The organism is Serratia proteamaculans, from assembly GCF_008830365.1.
In the GTDB taxonomy this organism is placed as follows: Bacteria; Pseudomonadota; Gammaproteobacteria; order Enterobacterales; family Enterobacteriaceae; genus Serratia; species Serratia proteamaculans.
In genome coordinates this window covers 366,087-383,764 of sequence record NZ_WBKI01000002.1, presented here as the reverse complement: position 1 = coordinate 383,764, position 17,678 = coordinate 366,087, and the positions used below count along the sequence as shown (strand labels likewise).

The window sequence follows — 17,678 nt, the reverse complement described above, 5'->3', positions numbered from 1 at the left end:
CATACCTGGCCCTCTCTCGCTGCGGTGGGAGAGGGGTTTTGTTGATGTTTAACGCCCACCTGTTTTGTTTCATTCCCCGGCTATTTTCTCAATCGTTGATCCCGCTGATTGTTTCGCTATGGCTATCGCTATATTATTTTATATATAACGATAATCAACCGGAATCCCCCTCATGTTCAAAAGCTTCCCGCGCCTACTGTTGCTTTTCATTCTGTTCTCTGGCGCTGCGCAGGCAGAACGCCAGGTTACTGACCAACTCAACAGACAGGTCAGGCTACCCGATACCATCACCCGTGCTGTGGTGCTGCAACATCAGACGCTGAACCTGCTGGTGCAGCTCGACGCTCTGCCACAGGTGGTTGGGGTGCTCAGCAGTTGGAAGAAGCAGCTGGGATCGAATTATCTGCGTTTGGCGCCTGGGCTGGCAAACATGCCGATGCCGGGTGATCTCACCTCGGTGAACATCGAAAGCCTGCTCCGATTGCATCCGCAGGTAGTGTTCGTTGCCAACTATGCACCACCGGAAATGATTGCCCAGATTGAAAAGGCCGGTATTCCGGTGGTGGCGATTTCACTGCGTCGTGAGTCGGCGGATCAGGCCGGAAAAATGAACCCGCAGCTGAAAGATGAAGATCAGGCCTATAACCTGGGCCTGCAGGATGGTATTCGTTTAATCGGCACGGTCATGGGCCACCAGCCACAGGCCGAGGCGCTGATCCAGGACGTATTTCAGCAGCGGACGCTGGTGGCAGACCGGCTGCGCGACCTGCCGGAGGACCAGCGAGTACGGGTCTACATGGCCAACCCGGACTTAACCACTTACGGCTCGGGCAAGTACACTGGCCTGATGATGCAGCACGCTGGGGCTATCAACGTGGCTGCGAAGGACATTAATGGTTTTAAACAGGTGTCGATTGAGGACGTGCTGAAGTGGAACCCGGCGGTGATTTTCGTGCAGGAACGCTATCCCGAGGTGGTGAAGCACATCCTCAGCTCGCCGCAGTGGCAGGGGATTGATGCGGTGAAAAATAAACGTGTCTATCTGATGCCGGAATACGCCAAGGCCTGGGGCTACCCGATGCCGGAAGCGCTGGCATTGGGCGAACTGTGGATGGCGAAAAAGCTTTATCCGCAGCGTTTCAGTGACGTTAATCTGCAACAGCGGGTGGATGCCTACTACCGGCAGTATTACCGCAGTAGCTGCTGCCAGAGTGGGCAATGAGGCTGGGCTGGCTGCTCCTGCTGACGTTGCTTTGTGCGTTGTTATCGTTGGGCATCGGTCGCTATCCGGTGTCGGCGGCCCACAGCCTGCTCATCCTGCTGGAGCCCTTGACTGGCCCGCACGGCGGTATTGATGAGATCCAACGTCAGGTGATCCTCGGGGTGCGCGTACCCCGGGTGTTGCTGGCGATGGGTGCCGGGGCAGCACTGGCCTTATGTGGTGCGGCACTTCAGGGAGTATTTCGCAACCCGCTGGTAGATCCGCACATCATCGGCGTCTCCTCCGGTGCGGCTTTTGGCGGTACGCTGGCCATTTTGCTCAGCCTGCCAATGGCGGCGCTGCTGTTGTCTGCTTTCGTGTTCGGCATGGCGGCGTTACTGCTGATTTTTGCTATTACCAGCGCCATTGCCCGGCGCAATATTCTGTCACTGGTGCTGGCCGGGGTGATCCTCAGTGGTTTTTTCTCCGCCTGCGTCAGCCTGCTGCAATATCTGGCCGATACCGAAGAAAAGCTGCCGAGCATTGTGTTCTGGCTGCTGGGCAGCTTTGCTACCGCCGACGATAACAAACTGTTGATGCTGTTCCTGCCACTGCTGTTGGGCGGCGGGCTGCTGTTGGCATTACGCTGGCGTATTAATCTGTTGTCGCTGGGGGATGAGGATGCCGCCGCGCTGGGCATCAATGTCGAAGGGACCCGCTGGCTGATCCTGACGCTGTGTGCCGGCATCGTCGCTGCACAGGTGGCGGTGAGCGGCAGCATCGGTTGGGTAGGGCTGGTGATCCCACACGTTGCCCGCTTGCTGGTCGGTCCGGATCATCGTCGTCTGTTGCCAGCCTCAATGTGTCTGGGCGCGCTGTATATGGTGTTGATCGACGATTTGGCGCGCACCTTAAGCAGCAGCGAAATTCCATTGGGCATCCTGACGGCGCTGATTGGTGCGCCGCTGTTTGCGTTGCTGTTGCGCCGGGCGCAACTGAGGGGCTGGCATGGCTGAGACATTGCTGCGGGTGGAGGGGCTGGGTTTTAGCTGGCCCGGCCAGAACCCACTGTTTCATCAATTGAATTTACAGTTACGGCGCGGTGAGGTGCTGGCGGTGCTCGGCCCCAACGGACGCGGTAAAAGCACCCTGATGCAACTGCTGCTCGGTACCTTACCGTTGCAGCAGGGCGCAGTGGAACGGGGTGACGGCATCGGTTTTGTCCCACAGCAGTTCGCTGCCCCCTTTGCTTATCGGGTGTTGGATATCGTGCTGATGGGGCGCGCGCGTTACGTGGGTCTGTTCCGTACCCCGTCGGCGGAGGATCACCGACTGGCGAAAGAGGCGCTGCATTCGCTGGATATGCTGGGCTTTGCCGATCGCGAATTTGGCAGCCTGTCCGGCGGGCAGCGGCAACTGGTATTGATAGCCCGCGCGTTGTCGATGAGCTGCGAGGTGTTGATGCTGGACGAGCCGACCTCGGCGTTGGATTTGCACCATCAGGACCGGGTGCTGAGCCTGATCTCACATTTGGCACGGGAACGACAGATGGCGGTGATGTTTTCTACCCATCAGCCCAATCATGCACATGCGGTGGCCGATCGCGCCCTGTTGCTGGGGGCGGCAGGACAGCATCAACTGGGATCCTGCGCCGAAGTGTTGACGGCAGAGAGCCTGTCGCCGCTGTTTGATTTGGCGATTGAACGGGTAGCCTTGCAGATCGACGGGCGTCAGTTTGAAACTCTGGTGCCCTTGTACCGTAGCCAACGGGAGCGTGAAAGTGAGTAATATCTTGTTGTTCGCCGCAGGTAGCCTGCGTGGCGCATTCGGTCCCTTGTTGACGGCCTTTCAGAGGCAAACCGGTGAGGCGGTGGAGGCGGTATTTGGCCCGGCGGGCCTGCTGCGCCAGCGAATTGAAGCCGGGGAGCGCCCGCATATTTTCGCCTCGGCCAATCTGGCGCACCCGCAGCGATTGGTGAGTTTGCAACTGTCGTCACGGGTTGAGCCTTTTGCTCGCAACCGGTTGTGCGCCACGGTGCGTAATATTGCCGGCTTAACCGAACGGCCATTGCTGGAGGTCTTGCTGGACTCGCGTTGGCGGGTGGCGACATCAACGCCGGGCGCTGATCCTTCCGGCGACTATGCGCAGCAACTGTTCGAGCGTATTGAGCTGTTGGCTCCGGGGCAGGGCGTCGCTTTACAGCAGCGGGCTTTGGCGTTGGTAGGCGGGCCCGACTCCGCGCCGCTGCCGCCACATCGACTGGCGGCAGAGTACCTGCTCAATAGCGGACAGGCGGATATTTTCCTCGGTTACGCCAGCTATGGCGCAGCCTTGGCGGAATTCCCTGAACTGGCGGTGCGGCAGTTACCGCCACCGTTGGCGATTGAAGCCGATTACGGCCTGTGCCTGCTGGATGCGCGAGCGCAACCTTTAGCCGGGTTTATTCTGGCTGAACAGGGGCAGGAGATACTGCGGCAGCAGGAATTTTTGTCCTTATAAATTCAGCCTGAATACCACTATCATCATGTATTTAAATCACTTTAATTAAATATCTGCCACCGGCTTGATCCTGCCCGTGAGTTCGATCTATTATTTGCTTGCACAAGCAAATAAATTTCCAGGGGCCATCAAGCATGTCAAAACCGCGTAAACTTCCTGCTGCGCTGGGGATTCATCTGGACGTCACCAACCGCCTGTGGCGTACCGCCATGGATCAGTCGGTGAAAATGACCAATCTGACACGCCCGCATTGGCTGGCGTTGAGTGCCATCGCCGATCTCGGTGACGGTTGTACCCTGAAAGACATCTCGCTGCACCTGAATGCCGAGGTCTCAACCATGTCCCGCGCGTTGTTATTTCTGGAAAAAAATCAGTTAATTGCGCGCATTGCACTGACGGAGGACAAACGCGCCAAAGGGGTGAGAATGACAGCGGCCGGGCAGGAGATGCTGGAGCAGCTGGATCACTCCAGCCAACAGGCACGCCAATTGCTGCTCAAAGGGATTTCCACCAGCGATCTGGAGGCGTTTTACCGCGTGTTGTTTGGCATTAAACATAACGCAATCGCTATGCTCGATCAGGAAAACCTGTTGCCGGAGGAGTTTGCATTGCTGGTGAGCGAGCAGGCAAACGAGATTAACCCGGACGGCGGATCGTGATCGGCCGCCGGCAAGTCGTGCAGGGGCTGTGTGCATTTGCACTGGGCATTTTTGCCGTCTCGGCATTTGCCGGCGCTGAGGATCCACAGATTATCGCCCGGGGCAAATATCTGGCCGTTGCCGCCGACTGCGCAGCCTGCCATCGCGGCAGTGCTGAACACGATGCGCCCTATGTCGGTGGTTATGCGATTGCTTCACCGATGGGAAAAATCATCGCCAGCAATATCACACCGGCCAAAGAGACCGGGATTGGCAATTATAACGAGCAGGATTTTCGGCGCGCATTGACTCAGGGCATTCGCCGCGATGGTCAACCGCTGTATCCCGCAATGCCCTATAGCGCTTATCAGGGGCTGAGTGATGCCGATCTACACGCCTTGTACCGCTATTTTATGGTCGGAGTCGCTCCGGTTGAACGTGCGGTGCCAGCCACTCAACTGGATTTTCCCTTCTCCTGGCGCTACGCGATCCTCGGCTGGAACTGGTTATTCCTGAAGAATACGTCCACCCATGCTGCGGGAGCGAATGAGCGCGGTCGTTATCTGGTCGACGTGTTAGGACACTGTTCCGCCTGCCACAGTCCGCGCAACTGGATGATGGCGGAGCGGGGCGACCGCTACCTGGCTGGCGGGGAGGTTGGCGGCTGGATAGCGCCAAATATTACCTCGGATCCCGTCAGTGGCATCGGCGGGTGGAGCCAAACGGAACTGGTGCAATACCTGCGCACCGGACGTAATGACAAAGCGCAGGCGGCAGGCGGTATGGCGGAAGCGGTGGAGCATAGCCTGAGGTTCCTGAGCGATGACGATCTTACCGCCATCGCGGATTGGCTCAAACAAACACCGCCGATAACCACGGTTCGCGCTACCAAAGCCGCCTATCAGTATCAGGGAGGTGGAGTAGACCGCGCTTCAGGCGCTGCGCTGTATGCCATCTCTTGCGCCAGCTGCCATCGTCTTGACGCCAAAGGTGCTTACGACGGGCACTTTCCCGCTTTGCGCCGTAACTCTACCGTCGGCAGTGAACAGGCCAATAACCTGGTGATGGTCATTCTGCATGGGGTAAAGCGGCAGGGCGAAAATATACAGACCTGGATGCCGGGCTTCGCCGACAGCCTTGACGATCGACAGGTCGCTGAGTTGGGGAATTATGTGTTGCAGCAGTTTGGCAACCCTGCCGTCAAGGTGACACCGGCACAGGTGGCGCAACTGCGGGCGGGTGGAGAGATACCTTTATTGATCAGCCTGTTGCCTTATCTGCTCTGGGGCGGGCTGTTGTTGGTATTGCTGGCTCTGGGCTGGCTGATTCAGGCGCGTCGTCGCCGCACACGCTGATATTTTCGCTCCGCAACCTAAGAGAGGGTGGCATGAAGTTCAATCTGAACGGCCATGAGGTCGAGTTTGACGGTGAGCCGGATACGCCACTGCTGTGGGTGATCCGCGAGCATTTTAAGCTGACCGGCACCAAGTTTGGCTGCGGTATCGGTGCCTGTGGTGCCTGCACGGTCCATGTCGACGGTCAGGCGGTACGTTCTTGCTGCTACCCGCTGCAGTTGGTTGTGAATCGCAAGGTGACCACCATTGAAGGATTGTCCGCCGATCGCAGCCATCCGGTGCAGCAAGCCTGGATTGCCGAAGATGTGCCGCAGTGCGGTTACTGTCAATCCGGCATGATCATGGCGGTCAGCGCGCTGCTGGCGGCAAATCCACATCCCAGCGATCGTCAGATCGATGATGGCCTGACCAACTTGTGCCGTTGCGCCACCTACCATCGTATTCGTTCGGCGGTACATCGCGTCAGTAATGGGGAGAAATAATCATGACGATCAGCCGACGTACCTTGGTAAAAGGGGGCGCACTGGCCGTTGGTGCTCTGCTCCTGCCGATATCGGTACGCAGCATCGCGGCAGTGGTTTCTCAAAACACAACGCCACCAGACAGCCAATATGAGTTGAACGACTGGATTTGGATCGATCGCAACGGCCAAATCGTCATCGGCGTGTCGCAGTGCGAGGTTGGTCAGGGGATATACACCGGTCTGGCGGAGGTTGTGGCGGCAGAAATGGATGCAGATTGGACGCAGGTGACGGTGAAGTTTGTCACCGGTCGTGATGCCTACCGTCAGGTTGCAGGGGGAGAGTCTTTTGCGCAGTTTGTCGCGGCCTCAACCTCAATGACCAAGTTTTACCAACGCACCCGGCTGGCGGGCGCGCAGGCCAGAGATTTTTTCCTGCATGCCGGTGCCAAACATCTGGCTTTACGTCCGGAGCAGTGCCGTACGGAAAAAAGCTGGGTAGTTGATGATGTTGGCCAGCGGCGGGTAGCCTATGGCGATCTGCTGCATTATGCAGCGGAGCTGTCGCTGAATCCTACACCGACATTGAAGAACCAGGAGCAGGAAAAACAGGGCATTATCGGCAAGCCGTTGTTACGGGTTGATACGCCGGAGAAGGTCGACGGCAGTGCAATTTACGGCATCGATATTGAGTTGCCGGGAATGTTGGTCGGCGTCCCCTGGATGGTACCGGATCTCAGCGGAAAAATTATCGCCGTACGTAACGAACAGCAGATACGCGGTATTCCGGGGGTTATCGATCTGGTGCTGACCCGGCAGTGGTCAATGAATAACATGGTTGGCCTGGACCATGATATGTCCCTGAATACGGTGATCGTGGTGGCTAAAAGCTACTGGCAGGCCAAGAAAGCGGTGGATTTGCTGGAGGTTGAGTATCAGCCGGGGGAGGGGACGGCGCTTTCCAGCGATAAAATCGCCGCAGAGAATCAGGCCATGCTCGACGGTGGCGAGCTGGCGCAGGCGGTAGATCGCGGTCAGGCTTCGGCGTTGATTCAGCAGGTTGTTGGCAGCACGCGGTTGCATCAGGCGCATTACAGCGCGCCCTATCTGGCACATGCCACCATGGAACCCTGCAATGCCACCAGTCATTATACGGCGGGCCGCATTGAAACCTGGGGGCCATTCCAGGGGCAGGACATGGTACGCAGTGTCTTGGCGAAAATTTTTGGCTTGAAGCCTGCCGATGTGGTGGTTAACACCACCTATCTGGGCGGCAGCTTTGGGCGTAAATACCTGCCGGATGCAGTGATGCACGCCACTGTCGCCTCCAAAGCAGTGGGGAAGCCGGTTAAGGTTATTTACCCACGCGAGATCGACATCCGTCATGAATACTATCGCCCCGGCTGTATCAGTCATTACCAGGCACTGCTGGATGAAAACGGCTATCCGCAGGCTTTGTGGGCGCGCTATGCCGGCCAGTCGCTGTTCTGGCAGATGCGGCGCGAAACGGTGCATGAGGCGGGCGGCTGGGATGAAAGCATGGTGGAGTGTGTCTATAGCACGCCGTATCAGATCCCTAACCTGAAAGTGGAGGCCGGCATTGTCGAGCAGCCGGTATCACTGAGTTATTTGCGCGGTGTGGGAAGCGTGGCCAGCCTGTTTTTCCTGGAAAGCTTCATCAGCGAACTGAGCTATAAAGCCAACATAGATGAATATCAGTATCGACGAAAATTGCTGCAGGGCAGCCCTGAAGCACTGCGGGTGCTGGACGCCACTGCGACGGCGGCGGGTTGGCAGCAGGATCTGCCGACGGGAACTTATCGCGGCATGTCTTGTAATATTTGGTTAGGTCGAAACAACGCTTTTACCACTTACGTGTGCCTGGTGGTCGAACTGAGGATTAATCAAGGGCAACTGCAATTGATCCGCGCGGTGTGTGGTATTGACTGCGGTAAGGTGATTAACCCTAATTTGGTTCGCGCTAACGTTGAGGGAGGCATTGGGTTTGCCCTGACCACCTGTTTGAAAAGTGAATTGCATTTTGAGCGGGGTGGCGTAGTAGAGGGGAATTTTGATAGTTATCCGCTGATAACTATTGCCGAGATGCCCAAGGTGGAAGTCGTGGTGCTCGACAGTTCGCGTGAGCCACAGGGATGCGGCGAGGTTTCCACTGCGGTGGTCGCACCGGCGATAGCCAGTGCCTTGCATAAGGCGACCGGAAAAACCTATCGCGATATGCCGTTTCCCCGGCAGTGGTAGTTGGATTATCAACCTGCCAGGCGAGTAGCTTATTAAGCTGACAGGTTGTGAAGCTAATTACATCTTCTTCAGCAGTTGCAGCAGGTGTTCTTCACTCTTTTCTGCCAGCCCGTCGATCGCCAGCTTGATGATATCGGAACGGGTGATGCGCACCACGCCGTTGCGTGCCGCCTGCACAATGATTTCATCGATCGCGTCGACGTGGTTATCGGTCAGGCTGACTGAAATGGCTTTGTAAGTGCGTTTGCGGCCCTGCGGTTTGGCTTCCGGGGCGGGAACATGCAGGGTGTGTGAAGTGGCGCTGTTGATAAATTCGTCTTCTGACATGCGCTGGGTAGGGGTACGCTTTTTCACAGGATCACCTCTTTCACCAGGCTTTCAATCTCCGCCTGCGCTTTTAGGTTATTCGCCTCATGCACGGTGATGGCCTCGCCCCAGGCATCGCGGTAAATCTTGCGGTCGCACAACCGGTTGCTGACCAGCGTCAACTCCGGGTACTCGCTCAACACCTGCGCCGCTTCGTTAGCTTCATTAATAAAGATATTGGTCGGGCACATGTTCAGCACGATGTAGCCTTTCACTTTCTCGTTATATTCCTGCGCGGTGGCGAACATTTCCGACAGATAGCCGACGGTGTCCAGATCCATCTGTGAAGGGCGCAGCGGGGAGAGGAACAGATCGGCGGCCAGCAGACCGGAACGCAGCTCGGCGCTGTCGCGACCGGCGGTGTCGACAATCACATAGTCGTAATGGCGATCCAGCTCCAGCAGCGTCTCTTTGATTTTGCCCGAGGCGGCGACCACCGGAATATGCGGCAGGCCTTCGACATTCTGACGGTCGTTGTACCAGGTCATGATTGATTTCTGATCGTCAGCATCAACGATGATGGCAGTTTTGCCCTGTTTGAGGATCAGATATCCGGCGATATTGACCGCCTTGGTCGATTTCCCTACGCCACCTTTTTGCGAGCCAATCAAAACAATCATGCTGCCATCTCTCAAGTTATTAAGCTGGTAACTTATTAAGTTAATATGCTTATTGGATTGATAATTAAACAGGTTAACAACAACAACGCTTGAACAATATGCACCAACGGCGACGGCTTGCCAAGCCAGTATGCGGTTAACTTTGCTGCTTATTTTGCTGGCAACTTAGTAGGCGGGTAAGTAGGAATGCTCTGGGAAGTCGTTATGCGGAGGTGATTTTTATAACTTGGCAACTTAATAAGCTATTAAGTTGCCAAGGATGACTGTTCGGTAATGGCTACTTTTTCAACATCGATTTCAGGTTGGCGAACGGGTTATGGGTCGCGAGCCCAACGTCTTTTTGCGCGTCCTCACCGGCCACTACCGTAGAGCCATACTGATCGGCTTCGGTATATTTGGAGTGTTCGTGGTCGTGGCAATACAGGCACAGCATTTCCCAGTTGCTGCCATCTTCCGGGTTGTTGCTGTGGTCGTGATCGATATGGTGGACCGTCAGTTCGCGCAGATTGGAATAAACAAACTCGCGCGAGCAACGCCCGCAGACCCAGGGGAAGATTTTCAGTGCTTTTTCGCGGTAGCCGGTCTCCAGCCTCGCGTAGTTTTTGGGGATATATGCCATGGTATTTGCTCGTCGGGTGATAACAATAATACGCTAAATAATACCACAACGTGCCGGGTTACAGCGTGCGGCACATCACCGTCACGTCTTCGCCACAAACCTCCCGCAACTCAACCGGTTGCCAGCCCAGTTTTTGATACAGCAACTGTTGATCGGGAGTGTAGAGATACAATTCGGCGATTTGTTGCTGGCGGCAGTGGGCGACGCAGTGATCGATCAGGCGGCGAGCCACCCCCTGACCGCGGTGCAGGGGGGAAGTAAAGACTTCACCCAGCCAGAACTTTCGCTCCGGTTTATCCGCCAATTCGTAAACGATCAGACTGGCAGTGCCGAGGATCTCTTGTTGCGGCGACAGAGCCAACAGCGCCATGCCAGGGTGCTGCGGTTCGCAACGCTGTTCAAGACGCCGGCTGATTTTTTCGCGGCAGCTCCACGGGGGAAAATCCTGCCACTCCTGATGCAGTAATGCAGCCAGTTCATCAATGCGCTGGCGATACGCAGAAAGTTGTTCAATATGCATGATTCGGTTCGTTTTTTGCCTAATGACAGCCAACTATAGCGGCAGTTTTCGCTTATTTGAAGGTCTCGATCGCCCAATCGATAAACACGCGCATCTTGGCGCTTAGATGGCGGTTGGAGGGATAGACCACGTACATCTGTTCCGAGGGTGGCTGCCAGTCGTGCAGCAGGCTGACCAGTTCGCCGTTGTCCAGATGCGGCTGAGCCATAAAGCGGAAGGTTTGAATGATACCCAGCCCGGCCAGTGCCGCCGCCAGCAGCGCATTACCCTCGTTGACGCTGACATGATAGCGGTGCTGAATATCGATCTCCTTGCCCCGATCAACAAAGTGCAGCGGCTGGATGCGATCGTTCAGCGCATGGCGGTAATGTGCCAGTGGAAAACCCAGCTCCAGATCGCAAGGGTGTTGCGGCGTACCGTGGCGCGCCAGATAGGCCGGGGTGGCGCAGGTCACCCATTCAAGCTCGAACAGCCGACGGGCAATCAGGCTGGAGTCGGCCAGTGGCCCGCTGCGGATCACGCAGTCGGCGCTGTCGTTAATCAGATCGATCAGGCGGTCGCCTACCCCCAGGTCGATCTGAATTTGCGGGTAACGCGCGATAAAGTCCGGCAGCGCCGGCACCAGCAATTGCCGTGCAGTCGAGCCACCGGCGTCAATGCGCAGCACGCCTTGTGGCGCACTCTGCGACTCGGTCATGCTGCCTTCCATCTGCTCCAGCTCCGCCAGCCACTTTACCGTCCGCTGGTAATAGCATTCGCCCTCGGCAGTGACCGACACGCTGCGGGTGGTGCGCTGGAACAGCTTGGTTTGCAGATGATCTTCCAGGTTCTGGATCAGCTTGGTGACAGTGGCCTTGGGCATCCGCAGTGAATCTGCGGCGCGGGTGAAGCCGCCGGTTTCTACCACGCGGTTAAACACCCGAATAGCGAGTAAATGATGATCCATAGCGCTCTCAGTGCAAAACCCCGGCAGAGGCCGGGGTGTGTTTCTGCGGATGAATAATGATTATGACTGTTTAGCGCCAATCATGCCGGAACGCAAGGTCAGGCCGAAAACCAGCGCGGCGGACAGGGTGAGTGCACCGCCAAACAGCATGGCGCTGCTGACGCCCTGCCAGTCGACCACTTCGCCACCCAACAACGCGCCGGAAGCCAGCGCAATCTGGATCACGCAGACCAGCAGTGCCTGTCCGGCCTCCGGTGCCTGCGGGACGGCGGCGAACATCCAGTTGGTGGCGCAGACCGGTACGGCGCCAAATGCCAGCCCCCATACCATCACCATCAGCGTGGCACCGGCGATGCCACTGAGGAACGGCGAGACGATCAGGATGGCAGCCAACATGGCGGTGATCAAAATAAAGGTGGCGCGCAGGCTACGTTCGGCCAGTCGTTCACCGAGGAAGGTACCGAGCAGACCAATGGCGCCGTAGGCCAGCAGCTGCAACGAAATCGCCGAGGGGCTGAGGACGAACACCTGTTGCAGCAGCGGCTTCAGATAGGTGTAGGCGGCAAAGTGACCGATAAACAGTAACACTATGGCAATCAGCCCGGTACGTGCCATCGGCAGACGCAGGGGTAACAGCAGGTCGCGTGCGGTGACCGGGCGAGTGGGAGGGACCGACGTCAACAACCGCAGTTGGGCCAACAGCACCCCAACCGCCAGCACCGCGCTGCCAAAGAAGGCGGCTCGCCAGCCGAACAGGTCACCAATCAACGCCCCGGCGGGGACGCCGCATACGGCACCGACCGAAATGCCGCTGAGGATCAGCGCGGTGGCACGACCCTGACTGTCTTCCGGCACCAGATGGCGGCCATAGTTGGCGGCAAAGGCCCAAAAACCGCCGACGCAGATGCCCAGCAGTACGCGGCCAAGCAGCATCATGGGGAAGTTAACCGCCATTGCGGAGACCAGGTTGGAGATGGCCAGCAGCACGCTCAGCGCCAGCATCAGCAGACGACGGTCGAGTCGACCGGCTGCCAGGCTCAGTGCCGGTGCGGCGATCGCCGCGATGATGCCAGGCACGGTCACCATCAGGCCGGCTCTGCCGGTACTGACATCCAGCGATGGGGCGATATTGGTCAGCAGGCCGATCGGCAGAAACTCGGTAGTGACCATCACAAAGCAGGCAACCGTCAGCGAGAAAATCGCCAGCCAGGCTGATGGTGCAGGTTTATCATTATTATTCAGCATAGTACTGCTCATCCCAGGTGAATGTGTAAACCGCGCAGCGGGCGCGGAGTGACAGAGATCACAATTTACGCAGGCATTTGCGGCGGATAAATCCGTTTGCGGTAGTTACACTGTTTCTGTGGGGGAATAATCAGGCAGGGCAAGTCAATCGGGGGTTGGCGGCCAACCGGCAGGCCAAAGGCTTAATCGGCATAAGCTTATGCGATGGGCGCATCAGGTGTGCGCCCGGAGGAGGCTCACAGGCCCGGCGCTTTCCACATCGAGGTGGTCAGGCCATGGTCTACCAGGGTGAGCTGGTCGGCATAGACCTGCTGCCAGGTCTCCTTTTGCCGCTGATACAGTTCATGATTGGCCATATCCGGTTGGTACTCACGCTCCCAGCGCACCAGACTTTCACCGGTTTGTGCCAGCGACTCATACAACCCGGCACCCACTCCGGCGGCAATGGCGCAGCCCAGAGCCGTGGCTTCTTTCACCACCGGTACGCGCACCGTCAGGCCAGTGACATCGCTGAGGATTTGGCTCCACAGCTTGCCCTTTGAGCCCCCGCCGGCAAATACCAGCGAGCGCGCCTGTACGCCGGAGAAACTGGCGATCTGCTCCAGGTTGCAGGCGGAAACAATGGCGGCGTTCTCTTCCAATGCGCGGAACAGGGTCTGCTTATTGCAGCGCTCCGGGTCGAGTGACAGGTTGATAAAAGAAGGCGCGGCGTGATACCAGGTTTTGAAATGCATGGCGTCGGAAAATATCGGCATCACTCCGTAAGCCCCTGGCGGCACTCGTACGGCCATCTCTTCCAGCAGGCTGTAGGCATCCACGCCCAGCCGTTCCGCCATCAGTTTTTCTTCGGCGCAGAAGGCATCGCGGAACCAGCGCATGGTTAATCCGGTGAAGAAGCTGATCGACTCGGCCTGTGCCATGCCGGGGATCACGTGCGGATTGATGCGGATGTTCATCTCCGGGTCGGTGGCCGGTTCCGGCAAATTGACGATTTGCTGCCAGAAGGTGCCGCCCAGCACCGCCGTTTGTCCGGCGTGCACTATTCCCAACCCGAGGCTGCCCAGTTGCACATCACCGCCGCCCATTACCACCGGTGTGCCGCGCAACAGGCCACTTTGTTGTGCCGCCTGCTCGGTGATGTGTCCCAGCAGGCTGCCGGTCTCTTTCACCGGTGACAGCATATCGGCGCGCAGCCCGGCCATGTCGAGCAACGCCGGGCGCCAGTCACGGCTGACCAAATCGAGCATGCCGGTGGTCCCGGCATTGGAAGGATCGACCGCCAGCTCGCCGCTCAGCATATTGGCCAGCCAGTCGCTGATCATGGTCAGCGTCGCCGCCTGACGATAGATGTCCGGACGGTGATGTGCCAGCCACAGCAGGCGCGGCATGGCGCTTAATGCCAGCGTTTGTCCGGAATACTGATAAACCTCGCGTTCGAAATTGTGGTTATGCAGTTCTTTCAGTTCGCTGACTTCCTCGCTGGCGCGAGCATCAACGTTGGCGCAGGCCCAGATCGGCACGCCATCGCGATCGTAAAGCACGATACCCTCGCGCATTGAGCAACAGGCCACGGAGCGGATCGCCTGGCCAGAGAGACCGGCATTCTGTAGCGCCTGCCGGATGCACTGGCAGGTCAGTTGCCAGTTGTGGGCCAGATCAAACTCCATCGAGCCGGGCACCCCCGGCACCGCCAGATGCCGCCATTCTGCCTGGCCCTGAGCAATTTGATTACCTGCCAGATCGAAGATGACCGCGCGAATGCTGCCGGTGCCTGCGTCCAGTGCCATCAAATAGTTATCCATAGCTCACACTCTCTGGGATTGGGATCTTAACTATAGATGCGGTGCTCTACGCACTGTTGGCGGAAGCGGTGGGGTCGGCAGGATTTGTGAACTGCGCTGCAAAATTGCCGTTGCGAGGGGTAAATTCGTGGGAATAAACCTATGGTTGGGAAGCACATTGACCTTCAATACCCTAAATAATTCGAGTTGCATCGAGGCGGCAACAAAGTGCATCCCCGAGAGCGTACCAGTAGTACGTGACCGGGGTAAACGTAGGCAGCCAACAAGGATGCAGCTTGAAGTATGACGGGGAAAGGGTAAACAAGGAGCCACCATGCACGTCACACTGGTAGAAATTAACGTTAAACAGGACAAGGTCGACGAGTTCATTGAAGTCTTTCGCGCCAATCATTTGGGAGCGATCGAAGAGCCGGGTAATCTGCGCTTTGACGTGTTGCAGGATGAAACCATCCCGACGCGTTTTTATATCTATGAAGCCTACCGGGATGAGCAGGCCGTCGCCGCCCACAAAAAGACGCCGCACTATCTGCAATGCGTGGAAAAACTGGAAGCGTTGATGACCGGGCCACGCAAGAAAACCAGCTTTATCGGCCTGATGCCGGGTTAGCGGGCAGTAGGGTAATTTTGTTCAATACAGGGGGCTCCCAAGCCGTCAGTCTGGCATCTGTGAACTCTTTCTCAGGTGCCTGTAATGAATATTTATCTTTCGATGGCCGCTTTTGCACTGGCCTCTTCCATCACTCCCGGCCCGGTCAATATCGTGGCGCTGAGCGCCGGGGCGCAATTCGGTTTTAACGCCACCCTGCGGCATGTTTTTGGTGCCACGCTGGGTTTTACCCTGCTATTGATTCTGATTGGGCTGGGCCTGCACAAGTTGCTGATACTGTTGCCGGTGCTGACGCAGCTGATCCAGTGGGCGGGCATCGCCTTTTTGTTGTTTATGGCTTATCAACTGGCCTTTGACGACGGACGACTGGGCAACGGCAATCAGTCGCAAGCGCCGTCGTTCTGGTATGGCGCCTGGCTGCAGTGGCTGAATCCCAAGGCCTGGCTGGCGTCAGTGGCCAGTTTGGGGGCGTTTGTTGCCGACGGTGACCGGTTGCTGTTATGGCAGTTCGCGGTGATTTATTTTGTCATCTGCTATGCCTCGGTGGCCTGCTGGGCCTACACCGGTGCGATGCTGACCGGTCTATTGCAACAGGCCCGCCATGTGCGGCGTTTTAATCGCTTGATGGCGTTGCTGTTGGTGGCCAGCGCCTGCTATCTGCTGGCCGACGGCGTTTAGCGCGGATTTTGGTACTGGCCAGGGGTGGCAGCCAGCAGCAGTTTGAAGGTGCGCTGAAAGTGCGCCTGATCGGCAAAGCCGCTTTCGCTGGCGGCCGCGGCGATCGGATAGCCCTGTTTCAGCAGTCGGTGACCGAACTGAATGCGCTGATTGATCAAGTAGGCGTGCGGCGTCATGCCGTAACGCTGTTTAAAGGCGCGGATTAAGTAAGAAGGCGAGAGTGCCGCCGCCTGGCAGATGGTTTCTAACGTCAGTGGTTGGGTGCAATGTTGGCTGATAAAGGTTGCTGCTGCTTCCAGCCTTGGGTGCTCGGCTGCGGCCGGGCGGACATCGCCCAGACGGATTTGCAGCTCGGTGAAGTATTCCACCAGAGCAATCTGTTTTTCCAACTGGCAATGTTGCGGGGCGATCAGCAGCGCATACAGCTGGTTCAGGCCATTGAACAGGGCAGGGGCACGGCTGAGCACCTGCTCAAACGGAATAAAACTCCCGTCGCCACCGGCGATCTCTTGCTGCAGTTTACCCAGCCAGGTGGCATCAATATAAAACATGATATATGACCAGCGTTGCTCACCGATGGGATTGCAAGCATGGGCCTGCTGCGGGTTAATCACCACCACGTCGCCGGTACTGACCTGCCGTTGTTGGTTGCCATTAATATAAATGCTGGTGCCGTCGGTGATAGCACCGATGGAGAAAATTTCATGGCTATGCAGGGCGTAACAAACTTTGCGGCCATCTTCAATGGCGCGAGCTTCCACAAAAGGGAGCTGCGGGTCACGCCAGAATTGCGGCGCGGTAGTGGTCATGAGCTTTCCTTTCTGCGACGACGAGGCTAGCTTGTTATAGCGTAAAATGGGTGCGGGAGGGAATGAGGATGATGATTTTTAATGCGTGTGGCTGTGTTCAGGATCGAATAAGCCCGGCCATACAGGATATGACCGGGTGGAGGTTAATCTTCTTCGTTGCGCGCCATCAGTTGGCGTTGGTGCTCTTCGCTGGCTGCCTGGATTTCTTCCAGCACTGAACCGACATCGGCGCGTTTGTTGCTCTCGACAAACTTACCGGTCAGCACACTGGCCGGTGTCAGATTACCTTCCTGATACAGCGCCCAAATTTCTTTGGCGTATTTGCTGCCCAGCAGTTCCGGTGCATATTGGCCGTAAAACTGCGACATATTGTTGATGTCACGTTCGAACATGCTTTTGGCGTGGTTGTTGGCGGCGGCATCCACCACCTGCGGCAAATCGATAATCACCGGCCCGTTTTTGTCCATCAGCACGTTGAATTCCGACAGGTCGCCATGTACCAGCCCGGCGCATAGCATGCGCACCGCGTAGTTCATCATCAGTGCGTGATCGGCCCGCGCCTGTTCCGGCGTCAGAGTGACATCGCTCAGACGTGGGGCTACCAGGCCTTCTTCGTCGGTGATCAGTTCCATCAGCAGCACGCCATCCAGACAGATATCCGGCTGCGGTACGCGTACGCCCGCTTTGGCGAGCAGATACAGCGCATCGACCTCGGTATTCTGCCAGGCTTCTTCCTGCTGCTGGCGACCGAATTTCGACCCTTTGCTCATGGCACGAGCATCGCGGCTGTTACGCACTTTGCGGCCTTCCTGGTAATTCACGGCCTGCTTGAAGTTACGCTTGTCTGCTTCTTTGTAAACTTTGGCGCAGCGGATCTCTTCGCCGCAGCGCACGATAAAGACGTCGGCTTCTTTGCCACTTTTCAAACGGCGGATGACGTCGTCGATTAAACCATCATCTACCAATGGCTGGAGTCGTTTTGGAATTTTCATGCAGCCTTGTACCCTATTTAGGCTCCGGTGTGAATGGTTTGCTAAGGTGTTAGCCAAATTT

The 17,678-nt window shown here is 57.1% G+C and carries 19 protein-coding genes; 10 read left to right on the top strand and 9 right to left on the bottom strand.

Annotated elements, in window-relative coordinates; translation table 11 throughout:
- Positions 1-172 precede the first annotated feature (172 nt).
- The 8 genes from F8R23_RS10775 to F8R23_RS10740 all read left to right on the top strand — a co-directional run bounded on the left by F8R23_RS10775 (position 173) and on the right by F8R23_RS10740 (position 8,413).
- Entirely contained in the window at positions 173-1,222 is a 1,050-nt protein-coding gene (locus F8R23_RS10775; protein ID WP_151415610.1) for an ABC transporter substrate-binding protein, read from the top strand.
- Complete coding sequence (locus tag F8R23_RS10770) at positions 1,219-2,217, top strand: FecCD family ABC transporter permease (RefSeq protein ID WP_112350159.1); 999 nt, start codon at positions 1,219-1,221, stop codon at positions 2,215-2,217. The genes F8R23_RS10775 and F8R23_RS10770 overlap by 4 nt, the downstream gene beginning before the upstream one ends.
- Positions 2,210-2,989, top strand: coding sequence for an ABC transporter ATP-binding protein (locus tag F8R23_RS10765; protein ID WP_112350160.1), 780 nt, complete (start codon positions 2,210-2,212; stop codon positions 2,987-2,989). The genes F8R23_RS10770 and F8R23_RS10765 overlap by 8 nt, the downstream gene beginning before the upstream one ends.
- Positions 2,982-3,701, top strand: coding sequence for a substrate-binding domain-containing protein (locus F8R23_RS10760; protein ID WP_129935606.1), 720 nt, complete (start codon positions 2,982-2,984; stop codon positions 3,699-3,701). The genes F8R23_RS10765 and F8R23_RS10760 overlap by 8 nt, the downstream gene beginning before the upstream one ends.
- 134 nt (positions 3,702-3,835) lie before the next feature.
- Positions 3,836-4,360, top strand: a complete 525-nt coding sequence (locus F8R23_RS10755; RefSeq protein WP_129935604.1) for a MarR family winged helix-turn-helix transcriptional regulator — start codon at positions 3,836-3,838, stop codon at positions 4,358-4,360.
- Positions 4,357-5,694, top strand: a complete 1,338-nt coding sequence (locus F8R23_RS10750) for a c-type cytochrome (RefSeq protein ID WP_242506418.1) — start codon at positions 4,357-4,359, stop codon at positions 5,692-5,694. The genes F8R23_RS10755 and F8R23_RS10750 overlap by 4 nt, the downstream gene beginning before the upstream one ends.
- Before the next feature lie 32 nt (positions 5,695-5,726).
- Complete coding sequence (locus tag F8R23_RS10745) at positions 5,727-6,176, top strand: (2Fe-2S)-binding protein (RefSeq protein WP_129935602.1); 450 nt, start codon at positions 5,727-5,729, stop codon at positions 6,174-6,176.
- Between the two features lie 2 nt (positions 6,177-6,178).
- Entirely contained in the window at positions 6,179-8,413 is a 2,235-nt protein-coding gene (locus tag F8R23_RS10740) for a xanthine dehydrogenase family protein molybdopterin-binding subunit (RefSeq protein ID WP_129938532.1), read from the top strand.
- Between the two features lie 57 nt (positions 8,414-8,470).
- On the opposite strand, the gene F8R23_RS10735 is transcribed toward F8R23_RS10740, so the two are convergent.
- The 7 genes from F8R23_RS10735 to lsrK form a co-directional block, all read right to left on the bottom strand.
- Positions 8,471-8,767 (bottom strand): hypothetical protein, encoded by a 297-nt coding sequence (locus F8R23_RS10735; RefSeq protein WP_085115723.1) that lies wholly within the window; start codon positions 8,765-8,767, stop codon positions 8,471-8,473.
- Positions 8,764-9,399, bottom strand: a complete 636-nt coding sequence (locus tag F8R23_RS10730; RefSeq protein WP_129935599.1) for a division plane positioning ATPase MipZ — start codon at positions 9,397-9,399, stop codon at positions 8,764-8,766. Before F8R23_RS10730 ends, F8R23_RS10735 begins: the two co-directional genes overlap by 4 nt.
- 277 nt (positions 9,400-9,676) lie before the next feature.
- The gene (gene yajD / locus F8R23_RS10725; protein WP_020825794.1) at positions 9,677-10,018 is read right to left on the bottom strand and encodes an HNH nuclease YajD; all 342 of its coding nucleotides are present in this window, start codon (positions 10,016-10,018) and stop codon (positions 9,677-9,679) included.
- A 58-nt stretch (positions 10,019-10,076) separates the two neighbouring features.
- Positions 10,077-10,538 carry a GNAT family N-acetyltransferase gene (locus tag F8R23_RS10720; protein ID WP_129935597.1) on the bottom strand — a complete coding sequence of 154 codons (462 nt, stop codon included), beginning with the start codon at positions 10,536-10,538 and terminating at the stop codon, positions 10,077-10,079.
- A 52-nt stretch (positions 10,539-10,590) separates the two neighbouring features.
- Positions 10,591-11,484, bottom strand: a complete 894-nt coding sequence (locus F8R23_RS10715; protein WP_129935595.1) for a LysR family transcriptional regulator — start codon at positions 11,482-11,484, stop codon at positions 10,591-10,593.
- Positions 11,485-11,544: 60 nt separating this feature from the next.
- On the bottom strand, positions 11,545-12,729 hold the full coding sequence (locus tag F8R23_RS10710; RefSeq protein ID WP_151415609.1) for an MFS transporter: 1,185 nt from the start codon (positions 12,727-12,729) through the stop codon (positions 11,545-11,547).
- 236 nt (positions 12,730-12,965) lie between these two features.
- A complete protein-coding gene (lsrK, locus tag F8R23_RS10705) occupies positions 12,966-14,531 on the bottom strand; it encodes an autoinducer-2 kinase (RefSeq protein WP_165366368.1) in 1,566 nt (521 codons plus the stop codon).
- A gap of 313 nt (positions 14,532-14,844) precedes the next feature.
- On the opposite strand from lsrK, the gene lsrG reads away from it, so the two are divergent.
- Both lsrG and F8R23_RS10695 read left to right on the top strand, forming a co-directional pair.
- Complete coding sequence (lsrG, locus tag F8R23_RS10700) at positions 14,845-15,138, top strand: (4S)-4-hydroxy-5-phosphonooxypentane-2,3-dione isomerase (protein ID WP_085115728.1); 294 nt, start codon at positions 14,845-14,847, stop codon at positions 15,136-15,138.
- Positions 15,139-15,222: 84 nt separating this feature from the next.
- The gene (locus F8R23_RS10695; protein ID WP_129935593.1) at positions 15,223-15,816 is read left to right on the top strand and encodes a LysE family translocator; all 594 of its coding nucleotides are present in this window, start codon (positions 15,223-15,225) and stop codon (positions 15,814-15,816) included.
- Here F8R23_RS10695 and F8R23_RS10690 read toward each other — a convergent pair.
- Complete coding sequence (locus F8R23_RS10690; RefSeq protein WP_151415608.1) at positions 15,813-16,625, bottom strand: AraC family transcriptional regulator; 813 nt, start codon at positions 16,623-16,625, stop codon at positions 15,813-15,815. The genes F8R23_RS10695 and F8R23_RS10690 overlap by 4 nt on opposite strands.
- A gap of 143 nt (positions 16,626-16,768) precedes the next feature.
- Complete coding sequence (locus F8R23_RS10685) at positions 16,769-17,617, bottom strand: PA4780 family RIO1-like protein kinase (protein WP_129935589.1); 849 nt, start codon at positions 17,615-17,617, stop codon at positions 16,769-16,771.
- Positions 17,618-17,678 lie beyond the last annotated feature (61 nt).